We start from the raw sequence: 16,207 nt of genomic DNA on the forward strand, positions 1-16,207 counted from the left end.
GCCAATACCGCGTGCTGAGGACTGTGAGCGCCATCGGAACAGCGTGTCCGGGGCGGCTGGGGTGATCGCGTCCCGTCTCCGGCGCCGGTTAACGGCCTCAGCCGCATGCCGGCCGCTACGATCCGCTCGTTGCGCGGATGCTTCCCCAAACCAGCTCCGCTACGCCGGCTTACCCGGCAAGGACGTCGGAGCGCCCTGTGCCTCGCGCAAGGGCTCGGCGGGCTGCCGGTTGCGTTGGCCTGGCTGGCCTTCCAGGGCCGCGTAGGCGGCGCTACAGAACAGAGAGTTCAGGCGCTTCATGTCGGCGATGAGCTCCAGATGGGCGGCGCTGGTCTCGATGCTTTCGACCACCTGCTGGTGCAGACGATGTACATGGGCATGGGCCAGCTCGCGTTCACGCTTGCGGAATTGGCGCTTCTGCTGGAGCAGCTGCCGTGCGCTGTGCGAGTCGCTGGAAAGGAACACCGACAGCCCCAGGCTCAGGTTGGCGCTGAGCAGCGCATGCAGCTGGCTGAGTTCGTCCACGCCGCGGTCGGAAAACGAGCGACGCTTGGATGTTTTGAGGTTCTGCACCTTGCCCAGCATGTGCTCGATGATGTCGCCGGCCTGCTCCAGATTGATCGCCAGCTCGATGATCTCCGCCCAGCGCCGGCTTTCCTGCTCGGCCAGGTCTTCGCGTGGCATACGCGCCAGGTACAGCTTGACGCCGCTGTAGAGCGCGTCGACGTCATCGTCCAGGCGGCGAATCTCCTCGCCGGGCTCTGGCCGATCCTCACGCAGCGCCTCGAGCAGCCGCGCCAGCATCGTTTCCACCAGATCGCCAATGCGTAATGTCTCGCGGGTGGCATTGGCCAATGCGAGGGTCGGGGTGTCCAGCGCGGTCGGGTCCAGGTGACGTGGCTGTGCGACCCCGCTATCGAGCACGCGATCCGGTAGCAGGCGCTCACAAAGCCGGGCCATCGGCTTCACGGTGGGAAGCAGCACCAGGCAACGCAGCGAGTTGTAGACCAGGTGAAAGGCGATCACCTGGGTTTGCGCGCTATAGCCAAGCGTGCCCATCCACTCGACCAGCGTCGGCAGGAAGGGCAGCACCAGCAGCCCGGCGAACTTGTACAGCAGGTTTCCCAGCGCCACCCGCCGGGCCGGGATCGGTTGGGGCGTGGCATTGAACCAGGCCAGCAGCCCACTGCCCATGTTCGCCCCGATTACCAGCCCAAGGGCCACCGGCAGGCCGATCAAGCCGGCGCTGGCCAAGGTCGCCGTAAGCAGCACAGCGGCGAGGCTGGAATAGGACAGCACCGCGAACAGGGCGCCCACGACCACGGCCAGCAAGGTGTCGCCGGCCAGTGACGAAAACAGCACGCGCATGCCGCGCGCTTCGGTGATGGGGGCTGCGGCGTGCACGATCAGTTGCAGGGCCAGGATGATCAGACCGAGGCCGATCAGAACCCGCCCAAGCTGGCCGGCGCGGGTTTGTTTGCGCGAGAGAAAAAGGCAGACGCCGACCAGGGTAAACAGGGGCGACAGCCAGGACAGATCCAGCGTCAGGACCCGCGCCATCAGCGCCGTGCCGACGTCCGCGCCGAGCATGATCGCCAACGCCGTGGGCAGTGCCATCAGGTTCTGCGCGACGAAGGAAATGGCCAGCAATGCCGTCGCGTTGCTGCTCTGCACCAACGCCGTAACGCCGAGGCCTGCGGTAAAGGCCATCGGCGCGTTGGCCATGCTGTGCCCGAGCAGCCGCCGCAGGTGCGAGCCATATACCCGCATGATCCCGGTGCGCACGATGTGCGTACCCCAGACCAGCAGGGCGATGGAGGACAGCAAGTGCAGCAGCGTCAACATCGAGCACAGGCTCCGGTATAGCAGGGTCAACGACCGCGGCTCGCCGTGAAGGCGCACGCGGGTCTATAGGGTTGACCCTCTGCCTGAGCCGGCCGTTCACGTGGCGGTCATGAACGGCTGTCCGGGCCTTAGTTCGGCGAGTAGTAGCCGACGCCGAGCAGCACGTCGTCGACGCGACGAATCAACGAATGCTTGCGTTCCACCGCATTGGTGGCCGGGTTGCACCACATGTAGTCGACCGTACCGGTGCCCTTGTCCTTGGCCAACGCGATCATCTGCCGGAACAGCGGCGTGCCAGCCGCATCGGTGACCTCACGCACATCCACCCCGACCAGGCTCGGCGAGGCGCCGCTGGCGCGGTAGCGCCCGTCGTCCAAACCGATGGCGAAGACGTATTCATCGTTCATCACGAAGTCGCCCTGCGGGTCATTGAACGCATTGAAGGCGGCCTGCGCACCGGATTGATTCACCAGTGCCACGGCGCGATCGAGCATCTTCTGCGCCTGCTCGGCTGAAGCCCGGGGCAGGTAGTAGCCAACGGCGACGATGTGGTCACCGACCTGACGGTACAGGCTGGTCTTGTTCTCCACCTTGTTGTCGACGGGGTTCAGCCAGTGATAGTCGACGGCGCCGCGGTCCGACTGGCGAGCACCCTCGAGGATCTGCCGAAAGAAGGGCGTGCCGGCGGCATCCTTGACGTCGCCCACCGTCAGCCCGACCAGCGCTCGTGAAGCGCCATTGCTGGCGAGCAGGGTGCCGCTCTGGCCGAGCACGAAGACATAGTGCTGGCCGTCGACGAAGCCGCCCTGGGGATCGTTGAAAGCGGCCAGTGCCCGCTCCGGGCCGTTCGTTTGCAAGTAGTCGGCGGCTCGGTCAAGCAGTGCGTTGGCCTGTCGCATGTGGCTGCGCTCGACCGAGCCCTTGGCCGGCGCGCTCTCCGTGGCGGCATGGGCGAGCGGGCCGGCGCATAGCACAGCCCCCAGCGACAGGATCAGCAGGTTCCGGTGGTTCGGTTTCATCGAATGCTCCTAGCCTGCGGCAGGCGACAGGCTGCAAAGGTGCGTGAAGGGCTGCCTGGCCTGAATATCCTATGTCCGGTGGGGCTATTGATATTGATCGCAAGGCGCGATGACCTCCTGCGAAAGGCGTAGGCAAAAATGCCGCACCATCGGTCCGTGAGCGCCGGGCCGGGTCGGCGCTGGGGGCCGTTCTTGCTAACCTTGGCCGCTGATCCCGCCGAAGCCGCCCGCATGCTCGACCTTTATCACGCCCCTGATCTGGAAACCCTCGGTGAACTGGCCACGCGGCTGCTTGCCCAGCCGCTGCGCGACCCCTTCGCCCCTGCGCAAGTAGTGGTGCCGAGCCAGGGCATGGGCCGCTGGCTGACCCTCGAGCTGGCCCGCAAGCAGGGCATTGCCATGCAGCTGGAGATGCAGCTGCCCGCCAAATTCGTTTGGGACCTGAGCCGCGCCGTTCTCGGCAGCCTGCCGGAGCAGTCGGCGTTTTCTCCGACGACCCTGACCTGGCGGCTCTACGGCTGGTTGTGCGAGCCGGACAATCTCGACCGGGCGCCGCGTCTGGCGCGCTATCTCGACGGCGGCGACGAACGCAGGCGACTGTCGTTGGCCGCAAAGATTGCCGACGTTTTCGATCAATACCTGCTTTATCGCGACGACTGGCTTGCGGCCTGGGAGCGTGACGAAACGCTGGATCTCGGCCCGGACGAAGCGTGGCAAGCATTGCTCTGGCGCGAGCTGACCAAGGATGGCCACCCGCACCGGGCACGGCTACTTGGTGATCTGCTTCAGCGTCTGTACAAAGAAGAGCCGCTTCCCGGGCTGCCCGAGCGGGTGCTGGTATTCGGCATCAGCAGCCTGCCGCCGCACCACTTGCGGGTGCTCGACGGCCTGGCCCGACACATCGACGTCGTGGTCTGCGCGCTCAACCCGAGCCGCGAGGCGTGGGGCGAGATTCGTGACATCCGCGAGCTGGCCAGGCAGCCATCCGCCGCTGATGACTGGTATCTGGACGTGGGCCACCCACTGTTGGCGAGCCTGGGCAAACAGGGCCGCGATTTCTTCGATTCGCTGTTCAGCCTCGCCGCCAGCGAAGGCAGCCGTGAGTTCGGCCTGTATTCCGATGATGAAGACCTGACCGACGACAGCCTCCTGCACGCCCTGCAGAACGACGTTCTGCGCCTGCACACGCGGCAGCCCGAAGCGCGCATCAACCTGGCCGAGAATGACCGTTCGCTGGAAGTCCACATCGCCCATTCGCCGCTGCGCGAAGTGGAAATCTTGCACGACCAGCTGCTTGCGCGCTTCGCCGAAGACCCGACCCTGACGCCTGACCAGGTCGTAGTGCTGACGCCGGACATCGAGCGATATGCGCCTTTCATCGAGGCGGTGTTCGCCCCGCGCGAGGGCAGCCCGCGGATTCCCTACAGCCTTGCCGACCGCAGCCTGCGCGCCGAACTGCCGCTGATCGAGGCGTTCCTCGACTTGCTGTTGCTGGCCCAGAGCCGCTTTACCGCCGAAGAAGTGCTCGCCTGGCTGGAACAGCCGGCCATTGCCCGCTGCGCCGGAATCGAAAGCGACGATCTGCCCCTGCTGCGTGACTGGCTGCGCGAAGCCGGCGTGCGTTGGGGGCGCGATGGTGCCCAACGCGCGCGCCTCGGCCTCCCGGACGAGTCTGCCTTTACCTGGCGCCAGGGGCTGGACCGCCTGCTGCTCGGCTTCGCTGCACCGCCGCAACTGGCTGGCAACGGCGCGCCGCTGCTCGGCGAGCACTGGCCGCTGGATGCGCTGGAAGGCGGTCGTGCGCAGGTGCTGGCCCGGCTGATTGAGTTTGTCGAACGGCTCGGCAAACTGGCCGACCAATTAGAGCGCCCGCGCCCGCTGGCTGATTGGGCTGATGATCTTCAGGCATTACTCGACACGCTCTTCAACGAGCGCGAGGCAGGCGACACCCTGTTGCTACTGTCGCAAGCCTGCGCGGCGTTGCGCGACCAGGCCCAGGCGGCGGACCTCACGCGGCCCATCGAACTCGCGCTGGTGCACCAACAGCTCAGCGCCGCGCTGCAGCAAGGCGGCGGCGTCTCGGGTTTTCTCACTGGCGCGGTGACCTTCTGCACCATGGTGCCGATGCGCAGCCTGCCGTTTCGCGTGGTCTGTCTGCTCGGGCTGGATGACGGCGCCTTCCCGCGGCGCACACCGCCCTCGGGCTTCGACCTGATCGGCCGCCATCCCCGCCGTGGCGATCGCGCGCGGCGACTCGATGACCGTTACCTGCTGTTGGAAACGCTGCTCTCGGCGCGTCAGGCGCTGTACCTGTCCTATGTCGGCCGCGACCCTCGGGACAACGCTACGTTGCCACCGTCGGTGCTGCTCAGCGAAGTGCTCGAAGCCGTCGACATGACCGCCGTCGTTAAGAGCGAGCTGGCTCGCGATCGGGCCAGCGCTGAGTTCGTCCAGCAGACAGAATCCAAGGCCAGCGAGAAGATTCTTATTGCCCATCCCTTGCAGCCGTTTTCACCGCGCAACTTCGCCGAATCGCCTTGCGCCGGCTACTCGCTGCCCTGGTTCCGCGCGGCCCAGCGTCTGGCCGAGCCGCCCGACATCCAGCCGCAGCCGTTTGCCAGCGTGCTTGCCGAACCCGATGACGCCTGGCTGACCCTGGAGCCATCGCAGCTGCTGCAGTGCTTCCGCCACCCGGCACGTTTCCTTCTCGAGCAGCGCTTGGGTGTGCGCCTGGCAGACGACCAAGAAGCGCTCGCCACCGACGAGCCCTTTGACCTGGAGCTGCCGGCCTGGAACGGCCTGCGCCGCCTGACGTTGCAGGCCATGGAGCACGGTTGGAGCGACGAGGACGAGCGGCGCATGGCCTGCGCGGCGGGCTGGCTGCCCACCGGCGAACTGGGCCAGGCGCTCTGGGGCAAGCTGCGCGGCCCGGTACGCGCCTTTACCCCGCGGCTATTCGAGCTGCGCCCCGAGGCCGTGCCCGAGCCGCTTGCCGTGGACATCACGCTGGCGGGCGTGCGCATCCACGGCTGGCTCGACGGCGTCACTCCGGGTGGGCTGTTCGGCTGGAAGCTCGGCAAGCTGGGCGAGTGGGATCTGCCGCCGTTCTGGTTGCGTCACTTGCTCCTGAACCTCTCCGCGACGCCGGGTATCGAGCGCCACAGCATGATGCTGTCGCCGGCCGGGGACTGGCAGCTCGGGCCGCTGGCCAATGCGGCCGAGCTGCTCGAGCCCTGGCTCGATGCCTATCGGCACGCTATCCGCGAACCGTTGCCGCTGCTGCCCCGCAGCAGCCACGCCTTTGCCAAGGGCTACCGCAAACCGGCGCGCGGCAGCGAGCCTATCGAGACGGCCCGCAAGCGGGCGCGGGAGGCCTGGGTCGGGGCTGAGTTCAGCCCCATCGCTGCCGAGTCCGAAGACCCCTGGAATGCCTTGGCCTTCCGCGATCGCGATCCGCTGGACGAGCGATTCGAAACCCTGGCCCAACGGCTGATAGGCCCGGCGCTGGATGCGTTGAAGGTGCCGGAGGATGGGGAATGAACGTGTTTGGCTTTGCTAGCCGGGCTCGGCCCCGCGTTGCGCCCTTCATGGGCGCCTCACTTTTCTTTGCTCGCGCAAAGAAAAGTAAGCAAAAGAAAGCGCGCCCCTGCATACGGGTCTGGTCGCTGCGCGACCGGACTTCCCTCACTCCAGCATTGCTCCGGGGGCACGCCACGAAGGGACGTCCCTGTCCCTTCGTGACTCGCTCGGCGTCCATGCCTCGCGACCCCCTGCGCAACGCCTGCGCTCGGCCTCCTGAAGGGGAACCGGGTGCCGTCCCGACTGCGATGCAACGATCATTGCATCGCGATCATCGTTGTCTTGCCAATGCTTCGGTAATACGAGGCAGGTCGGGCCGGGAACCGGGCCCCCTCAGGAGGCCGAGTGGAATCGGTCTGGAAGTGGTCGAGCGGCATGGACGCCGCGAGAGCTCCGAAGGGGCATGGACGCCCCTTCGGAGCGGGCCGCTGGAGGGCCGATGGAGCGAGGGAACCCCGGCGCAGCCGGGGCCGGGTGTGGGGTGTGCTTTCTCTTTGGTTACTTTCTCTTTGCACACGCAAAGAGAAAGTGACTCGCCCGGCGGGGCGAAACCCGGACTTATCAGCAATACAGATGCTGCCGATACATCGCTCGCCTGGCAGGGAACTGATCAATGAAACTCGACCTGCTCGATTCCCCCTTCGACGGCCGCTCGCTGATCGAAGCCAGCGCCGGCACCGGCAAGACCTGGACGCTGACCGCGCTATACGCCCGCCTGCTGCTCGAGCGGCAGTTGTCGGTCGGCCAGATCCTCGTTGTTACCTATACCACCGCCGCGACTGCCGAGCTGCGCGAGCGCATCCGCGCGCGGCTGGCCGACCTGCTGGCGGTCTACGAGGGCACGCCCAGCGAGGACGACTTCCTCAACCGGCTGCACGCCCGCTACCCCGACGAAGCCTCGCGGCGGCGCTTGCTGCTCGCCGTGCATGGCTTCGATGAAGCAGCAATCTTCACCATCCACGGCTTTTGCCAGCGGGCCTTGCAGGACGCGGCCTTTGAAGCCGGCGGCGATTTCGACAGTGAACTGACCGCCGATGACCGCGAGCTCATCGATGCGCTGCTCGCCGATGCCTGGCGCAGCGAGCTGGCGGCAGCGGACCCGGCTTGGGCGCGTTTCCTCGCGAAGCAGCGGATCACCCCGCAGGCGCTGCGCCAGCGGCTGCGCAGCCATCTGGGCAAGCCTTACCTGCGGGTCGAGCCGCAGGGCACACCGGTGGCTGCCGACCTGCGTCCGGTCGAGGCGGCCTGGCAGCGGGCCGCGGCGCTATGGCGCGAGGCTGGCGTTGCCTGGGTGACGGAGCTGTCAGCCCACGACGGGCTCAACCAGAGTACGCACAAGCGCATCAAATTCGATCCCTGGCGGGCCGAGCTGGACGCCTATTTCGCCGATCCCGCCGTCATGTTCGACCTGCCTGACGGCGCGGCGAAATTCGGCGTGCGTGCGCTCAGCAAGGCCTGCAAGAAGGGCTTCGACGCGCCCGTTTGCGAGCTGGCCCACGCCCTCGACGCGCTGTGCGACCAGGTTGCCGAGGCCCTGCCGGCCGGCGCGCAGCGGCTGGTGGCGTTACAGGTCGAGCTGCTGGCGCGGCTCGACCGCGAATTGCCCGAGCGCAAAGCGGCGCAGCGGCTGCTGGCCTTCGACGACCTGCTCAACCGCCTCAATCAGGCCCTGCGAGGCCCGGCAGGCGACGACCTGGCTGCTTCCCTGCGCGCGAGCTATCCGCTGGCGTTGATCGACGAGTTTCAAGACACCGATCCGATCCAGTACGCCATCTTCGACCGCATCTACACCAAGGGCAGCCCGGCCTCGCTGTGCTTCGTCGGTGATCCCAAGCAGGCCATCTACGCCTTTCGCGGTGCGGACCTGGCGACCTACATGACGGCCAAGCAGCAGGCCGACCGCGAGCCGTTCAACCTGCCGACCAACTACCGATCGACGCCCGAGTTGATCGATGCGCTGAACCGGCTGTTCGAGCACCCGGAGCCCTTCGCCCAGCGTGACCTGCAGTACCCGAGCGTCGATGCTGCCGAGAAACCGCGCGCCACGCTGCGCCTGGTAGAGGAGGGCGGAGCGGCACCGCTGTCGCTGGTCTGGCTCGGTGACGATCCGCTAGGCAAGGGCGAAGCTGCCGAGCGGGTCGCCAGCGACACCGCACGGCGCATCGCGATCCAGCTGGCAGCGGCCGCCGAGGGGCGCGCCGGCTTCTACAAAGGCGGCCAATTCACCCCGCTGAAAGGCGGCGACATCGCGGTGCTGGTCGCCAACCATCGGCAGGCTGGAATGATCGCCGAGGAATTGGCCGCCCGCGGCGTTCCCAGCGTGCGGCGTGGGCGTGACAGTGTTTGGCGCAGCGAAGAGGCGACCGAGCTCGCCGCAATCCTGGCTGCCTATGTCGAACCTGGGCGCGAAGGCCTGCTGCGCCATGCGCTGGCCACGCGGATGCTAGGCCGCAGCGCTGCCGATCTGGCGCGTTGTCAGGACGATCAGCAGGCGTGGGACGCCGAACGCGAAGCCGCCGAGCGCTATCACCAGTTGTGGCAGCAGCAGGGCTTCATGCGCGTGTTTCGTGCCTGGCTCGACGAGCAGGCGGTGGCCGAGCGGCTGCTGGCGCGGGTCGATGGCGAACGCCGGCTGACCAACCTGCTGCACCTCGGCGAGCTGCTACAGGCCGAGAGCCTGGTGCGGCCCGGCCTGGAACCGCTAATCGCCTGGTTTAATGCGCAGCGCAATAGCGAAGGCGGTGGCGAGGAGGCGCTGCTGCGCCTGGAAAGCGATGCCGAGCGCGTCCAGATCGTCACCATCCACACCAGCAAGGGCCTCGAATACCCGCTGGTGTTCTGCCCGTTCCTTTGGGACGGCAAGCTGCTCGGCAAGCATCCCGACAGCGCCCGCTGTCACGACGCAGAGGGCCGGCCACTGCTGGACCTGGGCAGCGAAGCCTTCGAGGAACACCTCGAAGGCGCGCGCCAGGAGGCCTTCGCTGAGCAGCTGCGCCTGGCTTATGTCGCGCTGACCCGCGCCCGTGACCGGCTCTGGCTGCATTGGGGGCCGGTCAGCCTGTGCAAGCCGAAGAAGGACGGCACCTTCGCCGACGAGGGCCTGCATACCAGTGCCTTGGCCTGGCTGCTGCACGGGCGCACGTTGGCGGGAGAGCGGCCACTGGCCGAGCTGAGTGAACATCTGGGTGCGCTGGAGGGCAGCAGCCTACGCCTGGCCATCGAACGGTTAGTCGACAACAGCGATGGGCGTATCGCCTGCCTGCCGCTGGAGTCGCGCGAAGCCAGCGCGCAGGGCCCAGGCCGCGCCGCGCCGCCTAGGCATTTGTCGCAGCTCAACCGCAGCCTGCACAGCGCCTGGCGCATTGGCAGCTTCTCCGGCCTCGCCGCGGGTATGCACATGGAAGCGCCCGACCGCGATGCCCTGGCGATGCCCGATGCCGGTGAACCAGGCACGGGCTTTTTCGCCTTTCCCCGCGGTGCGCGGGCCGGCACCTGCCTGCACGCGATCCTCGAAGACTGGGCGCGGGGCAAGGGCGAGCTGGCGCAGCTGGTCGAACCGGCGCTTCAGGCTTACGGCCTGCCGCTGGAATGGCGGGACATCGCCATTCGGCACCTCCAGCAGGTGCTGGAAACCGACCTGAATGGTGCCGGCCTGACGCTGGCGAGCCTGCAGTCGGCGCGGCGCCTGCCTGAACTAGGGTTCACCTTCCCCGTGCGTGACCTGGACGTGGCGCGGCTGCGGCGGCTGCTTGTCGATCCGGGCAACGGATTGGCCGAGCCCCTGCGCGAGGCGGCGTCGCGGCTGGAGTTCGACAGCCTCAAGGGCTTCCTCAAGGGTTTCATCGACCTGACCTTCGAGCACGACGGCCGCTGGTACATCGCTGACTACAAGTCCAACTGGCTCGGCCCGGATGCGGGTTACTACGGCGGCGAGCGGCTGCTGCAGGCGCTGGCCGCCGAGCATTATTACCTGCAATACCTGATCTACCTGGTCGCACTGCGCCGCTTCCTGCGCCAGCGCCTTGCCGATTTCCGCGACGAGCAGCTGGGTGGAGCCTTCTACCTGTTCCTGCGCGGGATGCCCGAGGCGGGTGTGTATTTCGCACGGCCCGATGACGCGTTGCTCGATGCGCTGGATCGCTTGTTCGAGGAGGGCAAGTGATGCCCATCCTATTCGCCTGGCGGGTTGCTCCGACTCTACGACCAACCAGGAGCCAGCCTGCCGCCTGCTCCCTGTCCCCTAGCGGGAGTGGGCATATAGGCGCCGTTGAGCGTTTGGGGCAGCTGATCCACACTGCGCCCAGGGAGGGTGCAACCCATCGATACGCAGGCGCCTGCCACCGCTCCGTGAGGACGCATCCATGACGCTTCAAGAGCTACCCCTCGGTCCGCTGGAGCGTGCCATCGTCGGCAGTTTGCAGCGCCTCGAGCCACAGGCCGCCGAGCCGGTGCTGGTGGCCGCCGCGCTGTGCTGCGAGGCGCTGGGCCGCGGTGATGTCTGCCTGCCGCTACGTCGCCTGGGTGGTCAACGGCCGTGGCCGGAGCACGATTTCAACCTGCCGCCGCTCGACACCTGGCGCGAGATGCTGGAGGCCTCGCCCCTGGTTGGTGTGCCAGGCGACTACGCACCGCTGATCCTCCATGGCGATCGGCTTTACCTCGCCCGTTACCAAGCCTACGAGCAAGGGTTGGCTGAGCAGCTAATCGCCCGCGCAACTGAAGCCCCGGCTGTGGACGAAGCGCAGCTCGCCGACAGCCTGGCGCGGCTGTTCGCCTTCAACCAGCAGCGCCCGGACTGGCAGCGCCTGGCCGCCGCCCAGGCGGTACGCCGGCGCCTGGCCGTGATCTCCGGCGGCCCTGGCACCGGCAAGACCACCACGGTGGTGCGCTTGCTGGCCGCGTTGCTCGAACAGCCGGGCAGCGAGCGTCTGGCCATCGGCCTCGCCGCGCCCACCGGCAAGGCCGCTGCGCGGATGGCCGAGGCGATCCGCGACGCCAAGGCCGATCTGCCGGTCAGCGAGGCGGTCAAGACGGCGCTGCCGGACGAGGCGCGTACCCTGCATCGCCTGCTAGGCAGCCGCGGCGACAGCCCACGGGTTCGTCACGATGCATCCCATCCGCTGGCGTTGGACGTGCTGGTCGTGGACGAGGCCTCCATGGTTGACCTGGCCTTGATGGCCAAGCTGGTCGATGCCCTGCCGCCCAAGGCGCGGTTGATCCTGCTCGGCGACAAGGATCAGCTCGCCGCCGTTGAAGCCGGTGCAGTCTTCGCCGAGCTTTGCGAGGGGCGCGGTTTCGATGCCGAGGCAGCGAGCGAGCTGGAACGTCTCACCGGTCAGCCGGTGCCCGTCGAGCCACCGCGCTCGCGCCTCGGCGATGCCGTGGTGCTGCTGACCCACAGCCATCGTTTCGCCGGCGACAGCGGCATCGGGGAGCTGGCACGGCGAATAAACGGCGGCGATGCGAAGGGGACCGTCGCGCTGCTGCAGGAAAATCGTGATGACCTGGTCTGGAACGCGACACCGACCCCGGGCGCGCTGATCGAGCGGCTGGAGCAAGGCTACTCACCCTACTTGCAGGCCGCGCGGCAGGCCGACCCCGCGGCGGCTTTCGCCGCCTTCAATGATTTCCGTGCGCTGACGGCGCAGCGTGACGGCCCGTTTGGCGTGACTGGCATCAACGAGGCACTGGAGGCGCGCTTCAAACGCCGCTTCGGCGTCGCGAGCCGTGAGCGCTGGTATCCCGGCCGCGCGGTAATGGTGCGGCAGAACGACTATGCGCTGGGCCTGTTCAACGGAGACATCGGCCTGTGCCTGAACACCGACCAGGGTTTGCGGGTGTTCTTCGAGGGCGACGAGGGTCATCGCGGCTTCGCCCCGGCGCGCCTGCCGAGCCATGACAGCGCCTTCGCGATGACGGTGCACAAGAGCCAGGGCTCGGAGTTCGCCGAGGTGTTGCTGGCGCTGCCTGAGCAACCGAGCCCGCTGTTGACGCGCGCGTTGCTCTACACCGGCATCACCCGCGCCAAGCGGGTCGTGGAGATTTGGGCGCTGCCGGCGCGGTTGGCTGAGGCGGTTGCCACTCGGGCCGAACGCGCCGCCGGACTTGCCGAGCGGCTGGCATCGGCATCGGCACGGGTATCAGCAGCAGAGGCGGTGGCGCCCGTTGTCCGCGACGGCCCGCCGGCGCAACCCGAGCCGGCCGGTGACCAGCTCAGCCTGTTCTGAACAGGGTCACCGGTCACGAACCCTGCATGATCGCCGCCAATGCAGGCTCGTTTCGTGAAACGGTTGCCGGTATCCGCTCGGGTTTTCTGTTCCGATGGGCGTTCGCCGATCACCCACAACCGGGACACGCGATGAAAATCTTCTTTCTCTTGGTTTGGGGCCTGCTCAGCCTGTCGCTCGCCGGGGCTGCGCTGTACGGCCTGTGGGCCGAGCCGTCCTTGGGCGGCGCCTTGGCCTTGTTGGCTATCGCTTACTACACCTTCTGCTTCCTCCAACTGATCCGCGCGGCCTACCGGCCCTGGGGGCTGCTCGGTCCGAGGCGGCGAAGCGGTTATTGGCTGTGCCTGTTGCTATTGCCGATGGCCCTGCTGCCGCTCAGTGCTGCGTATGACGTTTGGGAGCAGGGCGCCTATCGCCTGGAAGCCGCCGATCGGGATGGCCGCTTGAGCCTGATGATCATTCGGCAACTGCTGCTGTGGCTGCAGGAGTTGGTCGGCTACCTGGGGCCGATGCTGGTGCTGGTGCTGGTCATTACGGGGCTAGGAATGGCGCTGTTACTGCTGCATCTCCTGCGCGGCCAGACCGTGCGCTGATCGGTCGCGGGTGTTGTCATGCTGATCTGTAACGCGGCATCAGGTACGTTTCGCCCCGGCCATTCTATGCACGTCGGGATCTGACTGATGAAAGGGTGCACGCGCAGCCTATGGTTATTGCTGAGCCTGGCGATCAGCCTGGGGACTCATGCGGGCACTGTCCGGCTTGTGACGGGCGACGACTATGCGCCACTCACCGGCCAGTCGCTGGTCGGTGCCGGCATGCTGTCCTCGGTGGTACAGGCAGCGTTCACGCGCGGCGGCCAGGACACTTCGCTGGCATGGCAACCATGGAAACGCGGCTATCTCATGACCCTGCGTGGCGAGTACGACGCCACCTTTCCCTACATTCGCGCGGCGCAGCGCGAGCGCGATTTTCTCTTTTCCTCGCCGCTGTACGTGTCCGAGCAACACCTGTTCAGTCGCGCTAAGGACGCCATCGAGTACGCAGACCTGGCCCGCGTAACCGGGCGGCGGCTGTGCCATCCGCTGGGTTGGCAGTTACCTGAGGCTATCCAGAAGCTGGTTGACCGGGGTGTGCTGGTGCGTCATTCGCCGCCGGGCCTGAACGAGTGCGCACAGTTGCTATTGCTCGGCCGTGACGATGTCTTCCTGGCTGATCTGGAGCTGGGCCGTTTCGCCCTGCAGGCCACCGAGGGGCCCCGATCGCGTTTTCACGTCTCGAACTCGGTGGTCGGCCGCGAGACGATGCACCTTATCGTGCCGCGTAGCCGTACGGGCGGTGAGGCGCTGATCGAGCGCTTCGACCGGGGCCTGCAAACCCTACGCGCCAGTGGCGAATACCATCGCTTGTTGGATCAGGCGCGCTTGCCCGTCAAGCCGTTGTAGGGCCGCTCGTCGAACCTCGACCGTCTCAGGCAATCGAAGCAGTGCTGCTCGCCTTTGGTACCGCCCAGCCAGGCGGCCGGTTCCGCAAACCGCTGCTAGGCTAGTCAATATTGTCGCCGTCTCGACCGGCTCATACGAACAACAACGCCTGGCCCGCTTCGGCGCCGGGTCTGGAGCCTTGCATGATCCCCCGTTCGCACGCCGAGCTGCCAACCGAGCTCGCCGCCTTCGTCGCCGCGCATTTCGCCGACCGGCAGAGCCAGCCCGATCGACTCATCGCCGAATCCTGGCACCGCAGCGTCAGCCAGCACGGGCTAGACCCGGCCCGGCACGCGCCGCATGCACAACTCGAGGCGCACGAGATCCGCCTGCACCAGGAGGCGCACCATGACTACCTCGGCGTCGCCAGCCAGGGCGTCGAGGGCCTGTCGCGACGGCTCAACCCGGCAGGCTTCGCTGTCCTGCTGAGCGATCGTCGCGGCATTACGCTGGACGCGCGCCTGCCAAGCCGCCACAGCCCGTACGCCGATTCCGGCCTGGTCATCGGCAGTTGCTGGGACGAATCGCTGGTCGGCACCAATGGCATTGGCACCGGTCTGGCGGCCGGGCAGCCGTTGATCATCCACCGCGACGAGCACTTCCTGAACAGCCACTTCCGCCTGAGCTGCTCGGTGGCGCCGTTGTTCGATGCCCAGGGTGCGCTGATGGGCTGTCTCAACGCCTCCTGCCTGAACAGTGGCGGGCCAAAGCAGGCGCAATACCTGACGCTGCAATTGGTCAGCCTGTACGCTCGCCTGATCGAGAATGCGAGCTTTCGGCAACGCTACGCCGATTGCGTCGTGCTGACACTTGGTGGCCAGGAAAACGACCTGGGCAACGAGCAATTGCTCGCGCTCGATGCCGGCGGCCGCGTACTCGGCGCCAACCGTGCTGCCTTTGCCGCGGCGACCGGCGAACGGCCGCTGCTCGGGCAGGCGGTCGAGGCGCTGCTGCCGGTCTCGCTGGATCGTCTGATCAGCCTGACCCAGGGCGGCGCACGCAGCACCACCCTTCACCTGCGCCCAGACGAGCCGGTGCTGGAGGTGGCCTTGCGGTTGCCGCCAATGCCCGCCCAACGTGCCGCCCCGGTGCCGGCGCGGCAGACGACAATCGCCGTGCCGACGCTCGAACAATTGGCCGGCGGAGACAGCCACTTGCAACGGACCGTGCAGCGCCTGCGGCGGGTCCTCAACCGGGACATCCCATTGCTGCTGCGCGGCGAAACGGGCACGGGAAAAGAGGCGTTCGCCCGCGCTATCCACCAGGCCAGCCAGCGTGCGGCCGGCCCTTTCGTAGCGCTCAATTGCGCGGCGATTCCGGAGTCGCTGATCGAAAGCGAACTGTTCGGCTATCGCGCCGGCACCTTTACCGGCGCCAGCCGGCAGGGGATGAAGGGCAAGCTGGAGCAGGCCAATGGCGGGACGCTGTTTCTCGACGAGATTGGCGATATGCCGGCGCACCTGCAGACGCGGCTGCTGCGGGTGCTGGCCGAGCGGGAACTGGTGCCGCTGGGCGCCGCCACGCCGGTGTCGCTGAATGTGCAACTGGTCTGCGCGACGCACCGCGACTTGCCCGCGATGGTGGCTGCGGGCGAGTTTCGTGAGGACCTGTATTACCGGCTCAACGGCCTGACGTTACAACTGCCGCCACTTCGTGAGCGCGAGGACCGTGCCGGGCTGATTCAGCGGGTGCTGGAGCAGGAGTCGGCCGATGAGTGGATCGCGCTGGCACCCGAAACGATGTCGCGGCTGATCGCCTACGCGTGGCCGGGCAACGTGCGCCAGCTGATCAACGTGCTGCGCTGTGCGGTCGCGCTGGCAGACGACGGGGTGATCGGTCTCGATTGCCTGCCACCGGAAGTCCTGTCGGTGTCGGTGTCGGTGGAGTCGTCGTCCGTGACGCAATCGCTGGAGACGACCCGAGACGCGGCCGAAGCGGCCCATCTGCAAGCGACACTCGAGCAGCATGGCGGCAACGTCACGTCGGCGGCGCGTTCCCTTGGCATCAACCGCGCCACGCTGTATCGCAAGGTGCGTCGGTACGGTTTGTCGTAAGG

At 67.1% G+C, this 16,207-nt stretch carries 8 protein-coding genes; 6 read left to right on the forward strand and 2 right to left on the reverse strand.

What is annotated here, in order from left to right:
- Nucleotides 1–159: 159 nt before the first annotated feature.
- Both M1D78_RS01310 and M1D78_RS01315 read right to left on the reverse strand, forming a co-directional pair.
- Complete coding sequence (locus M1D78_RS01310; RefSeq protein ID WP_437422359.1) at nucleotides 160–1,845, reverse strand: Na/Pi cotransporter family protein; 1,686 nt, start codon at nucleotides 1,843–1,845, stop codon at nucleotides 160–162.
- Between the two features lie 128 nt (nucleotides 1,846–1,973).
- A complete protein-coding gene (locus M1D78_RS01315) occupies nucleotides 1,974–2,864 on the reverse strand; it encodes a cache domain-containing protein (RefSeq protein ID WP_437422358.1) in 891 nt (296 codons plus the stop codon).
- A gap of 231 nt (nucleotides 2,865–3,095) precedes the next feature.
- Here M1D78_RS01315 and recC point away from each other — a divergent pair, with 231 nt between their 5' ends.
- The 6 genes from recC to M1D78_RS01345 all read left to right on the forward strand — a co-directional run bounded on the left by recC (nucleotide 3,096) and on the right by M1D78_RS01345 (nucleotide 16,205).
- Nucleotides 3,096–6,404 (forward strand): exodeoxyribonuclease V subunit gamma, encoded by a 3,309-nt coding sequence (recC, locus tag M1D78_RS01320; protein ID WP_437422516.1) that lies wholly within the window; start codon nucleotides 3,096–3,098, stop codon nucleotides 6,402–6,404.
- 652 nt (nucleotides 6,405–7,056) lie between these two features.
- Nucleotides 7,057–10,605, forward strand: coding sequence for an exodeoxyribonuclease V subunit beta (recB, locus tag M1D78_RS01325; protein WP_437422357.1), 3,549 nt, complete (start codon nucleotides 7,057–7,059; stop codon nucleotides 10,603–10,605).
- A gap of 199 nt (nucleotides 10,606–10,804) precedes the next feature.
- A complete protein-coding gene (gene recD / locus M1D78_RS01330; protein ID WP_437422356.1) occupies nucleotides 10,805–12,670 on the forward strand; it encodes an exodeoxyribonuclease V subunit alpha in 1,866 nt (621 codons plus the stop codon).
- A gap of 131 nt (nucleotides 12,671–12,801) precedes the next feature.
- Nucleotides 12,802–13,263: a hypothetical protein gene (locus M1D78_RS01335; protein ID WP_437422515.1), complete on the forward strand. Its 462-nt coding sequence runs from the start codon at nucleotides 12,802–12,804 to the stop codon at nucleotides 13,261–13,263.
- 87 nt (nucleotides 13,264–13,350) lie between these two features.
- Nucleotides 13,351–14,112 (forward strand): substrate-binding periplasmic protein, encoded by a 762-nt coding sequence (locus M1D78_RS01340; protein WP_437422355.1) that lies wholly within the window; start codon nucleotides 13,351–13,353, stop codon nucleotides 14,110–14,112.
- A gap of 182 nt (nucleotides 14,113–14,294) precedes the next feature.
- Nucleotides 14,295–16,205, forward strand: a complete 1,911-nt coding sequence (locus M1D78_RS01345) for a sigma-54-dependent Fis family transcriptional regulator (protein WP_437422354.1) — start codon at nucleotides 14,295–14,297, stop codon at nucleotides 16,203–16,205.
- Nucleotides 16,206–16,207 lie beyond the last annotated feature (2 nt).

This window comes from Pseudomonas sp. SA195 (genome assembly GCF_054131565.1).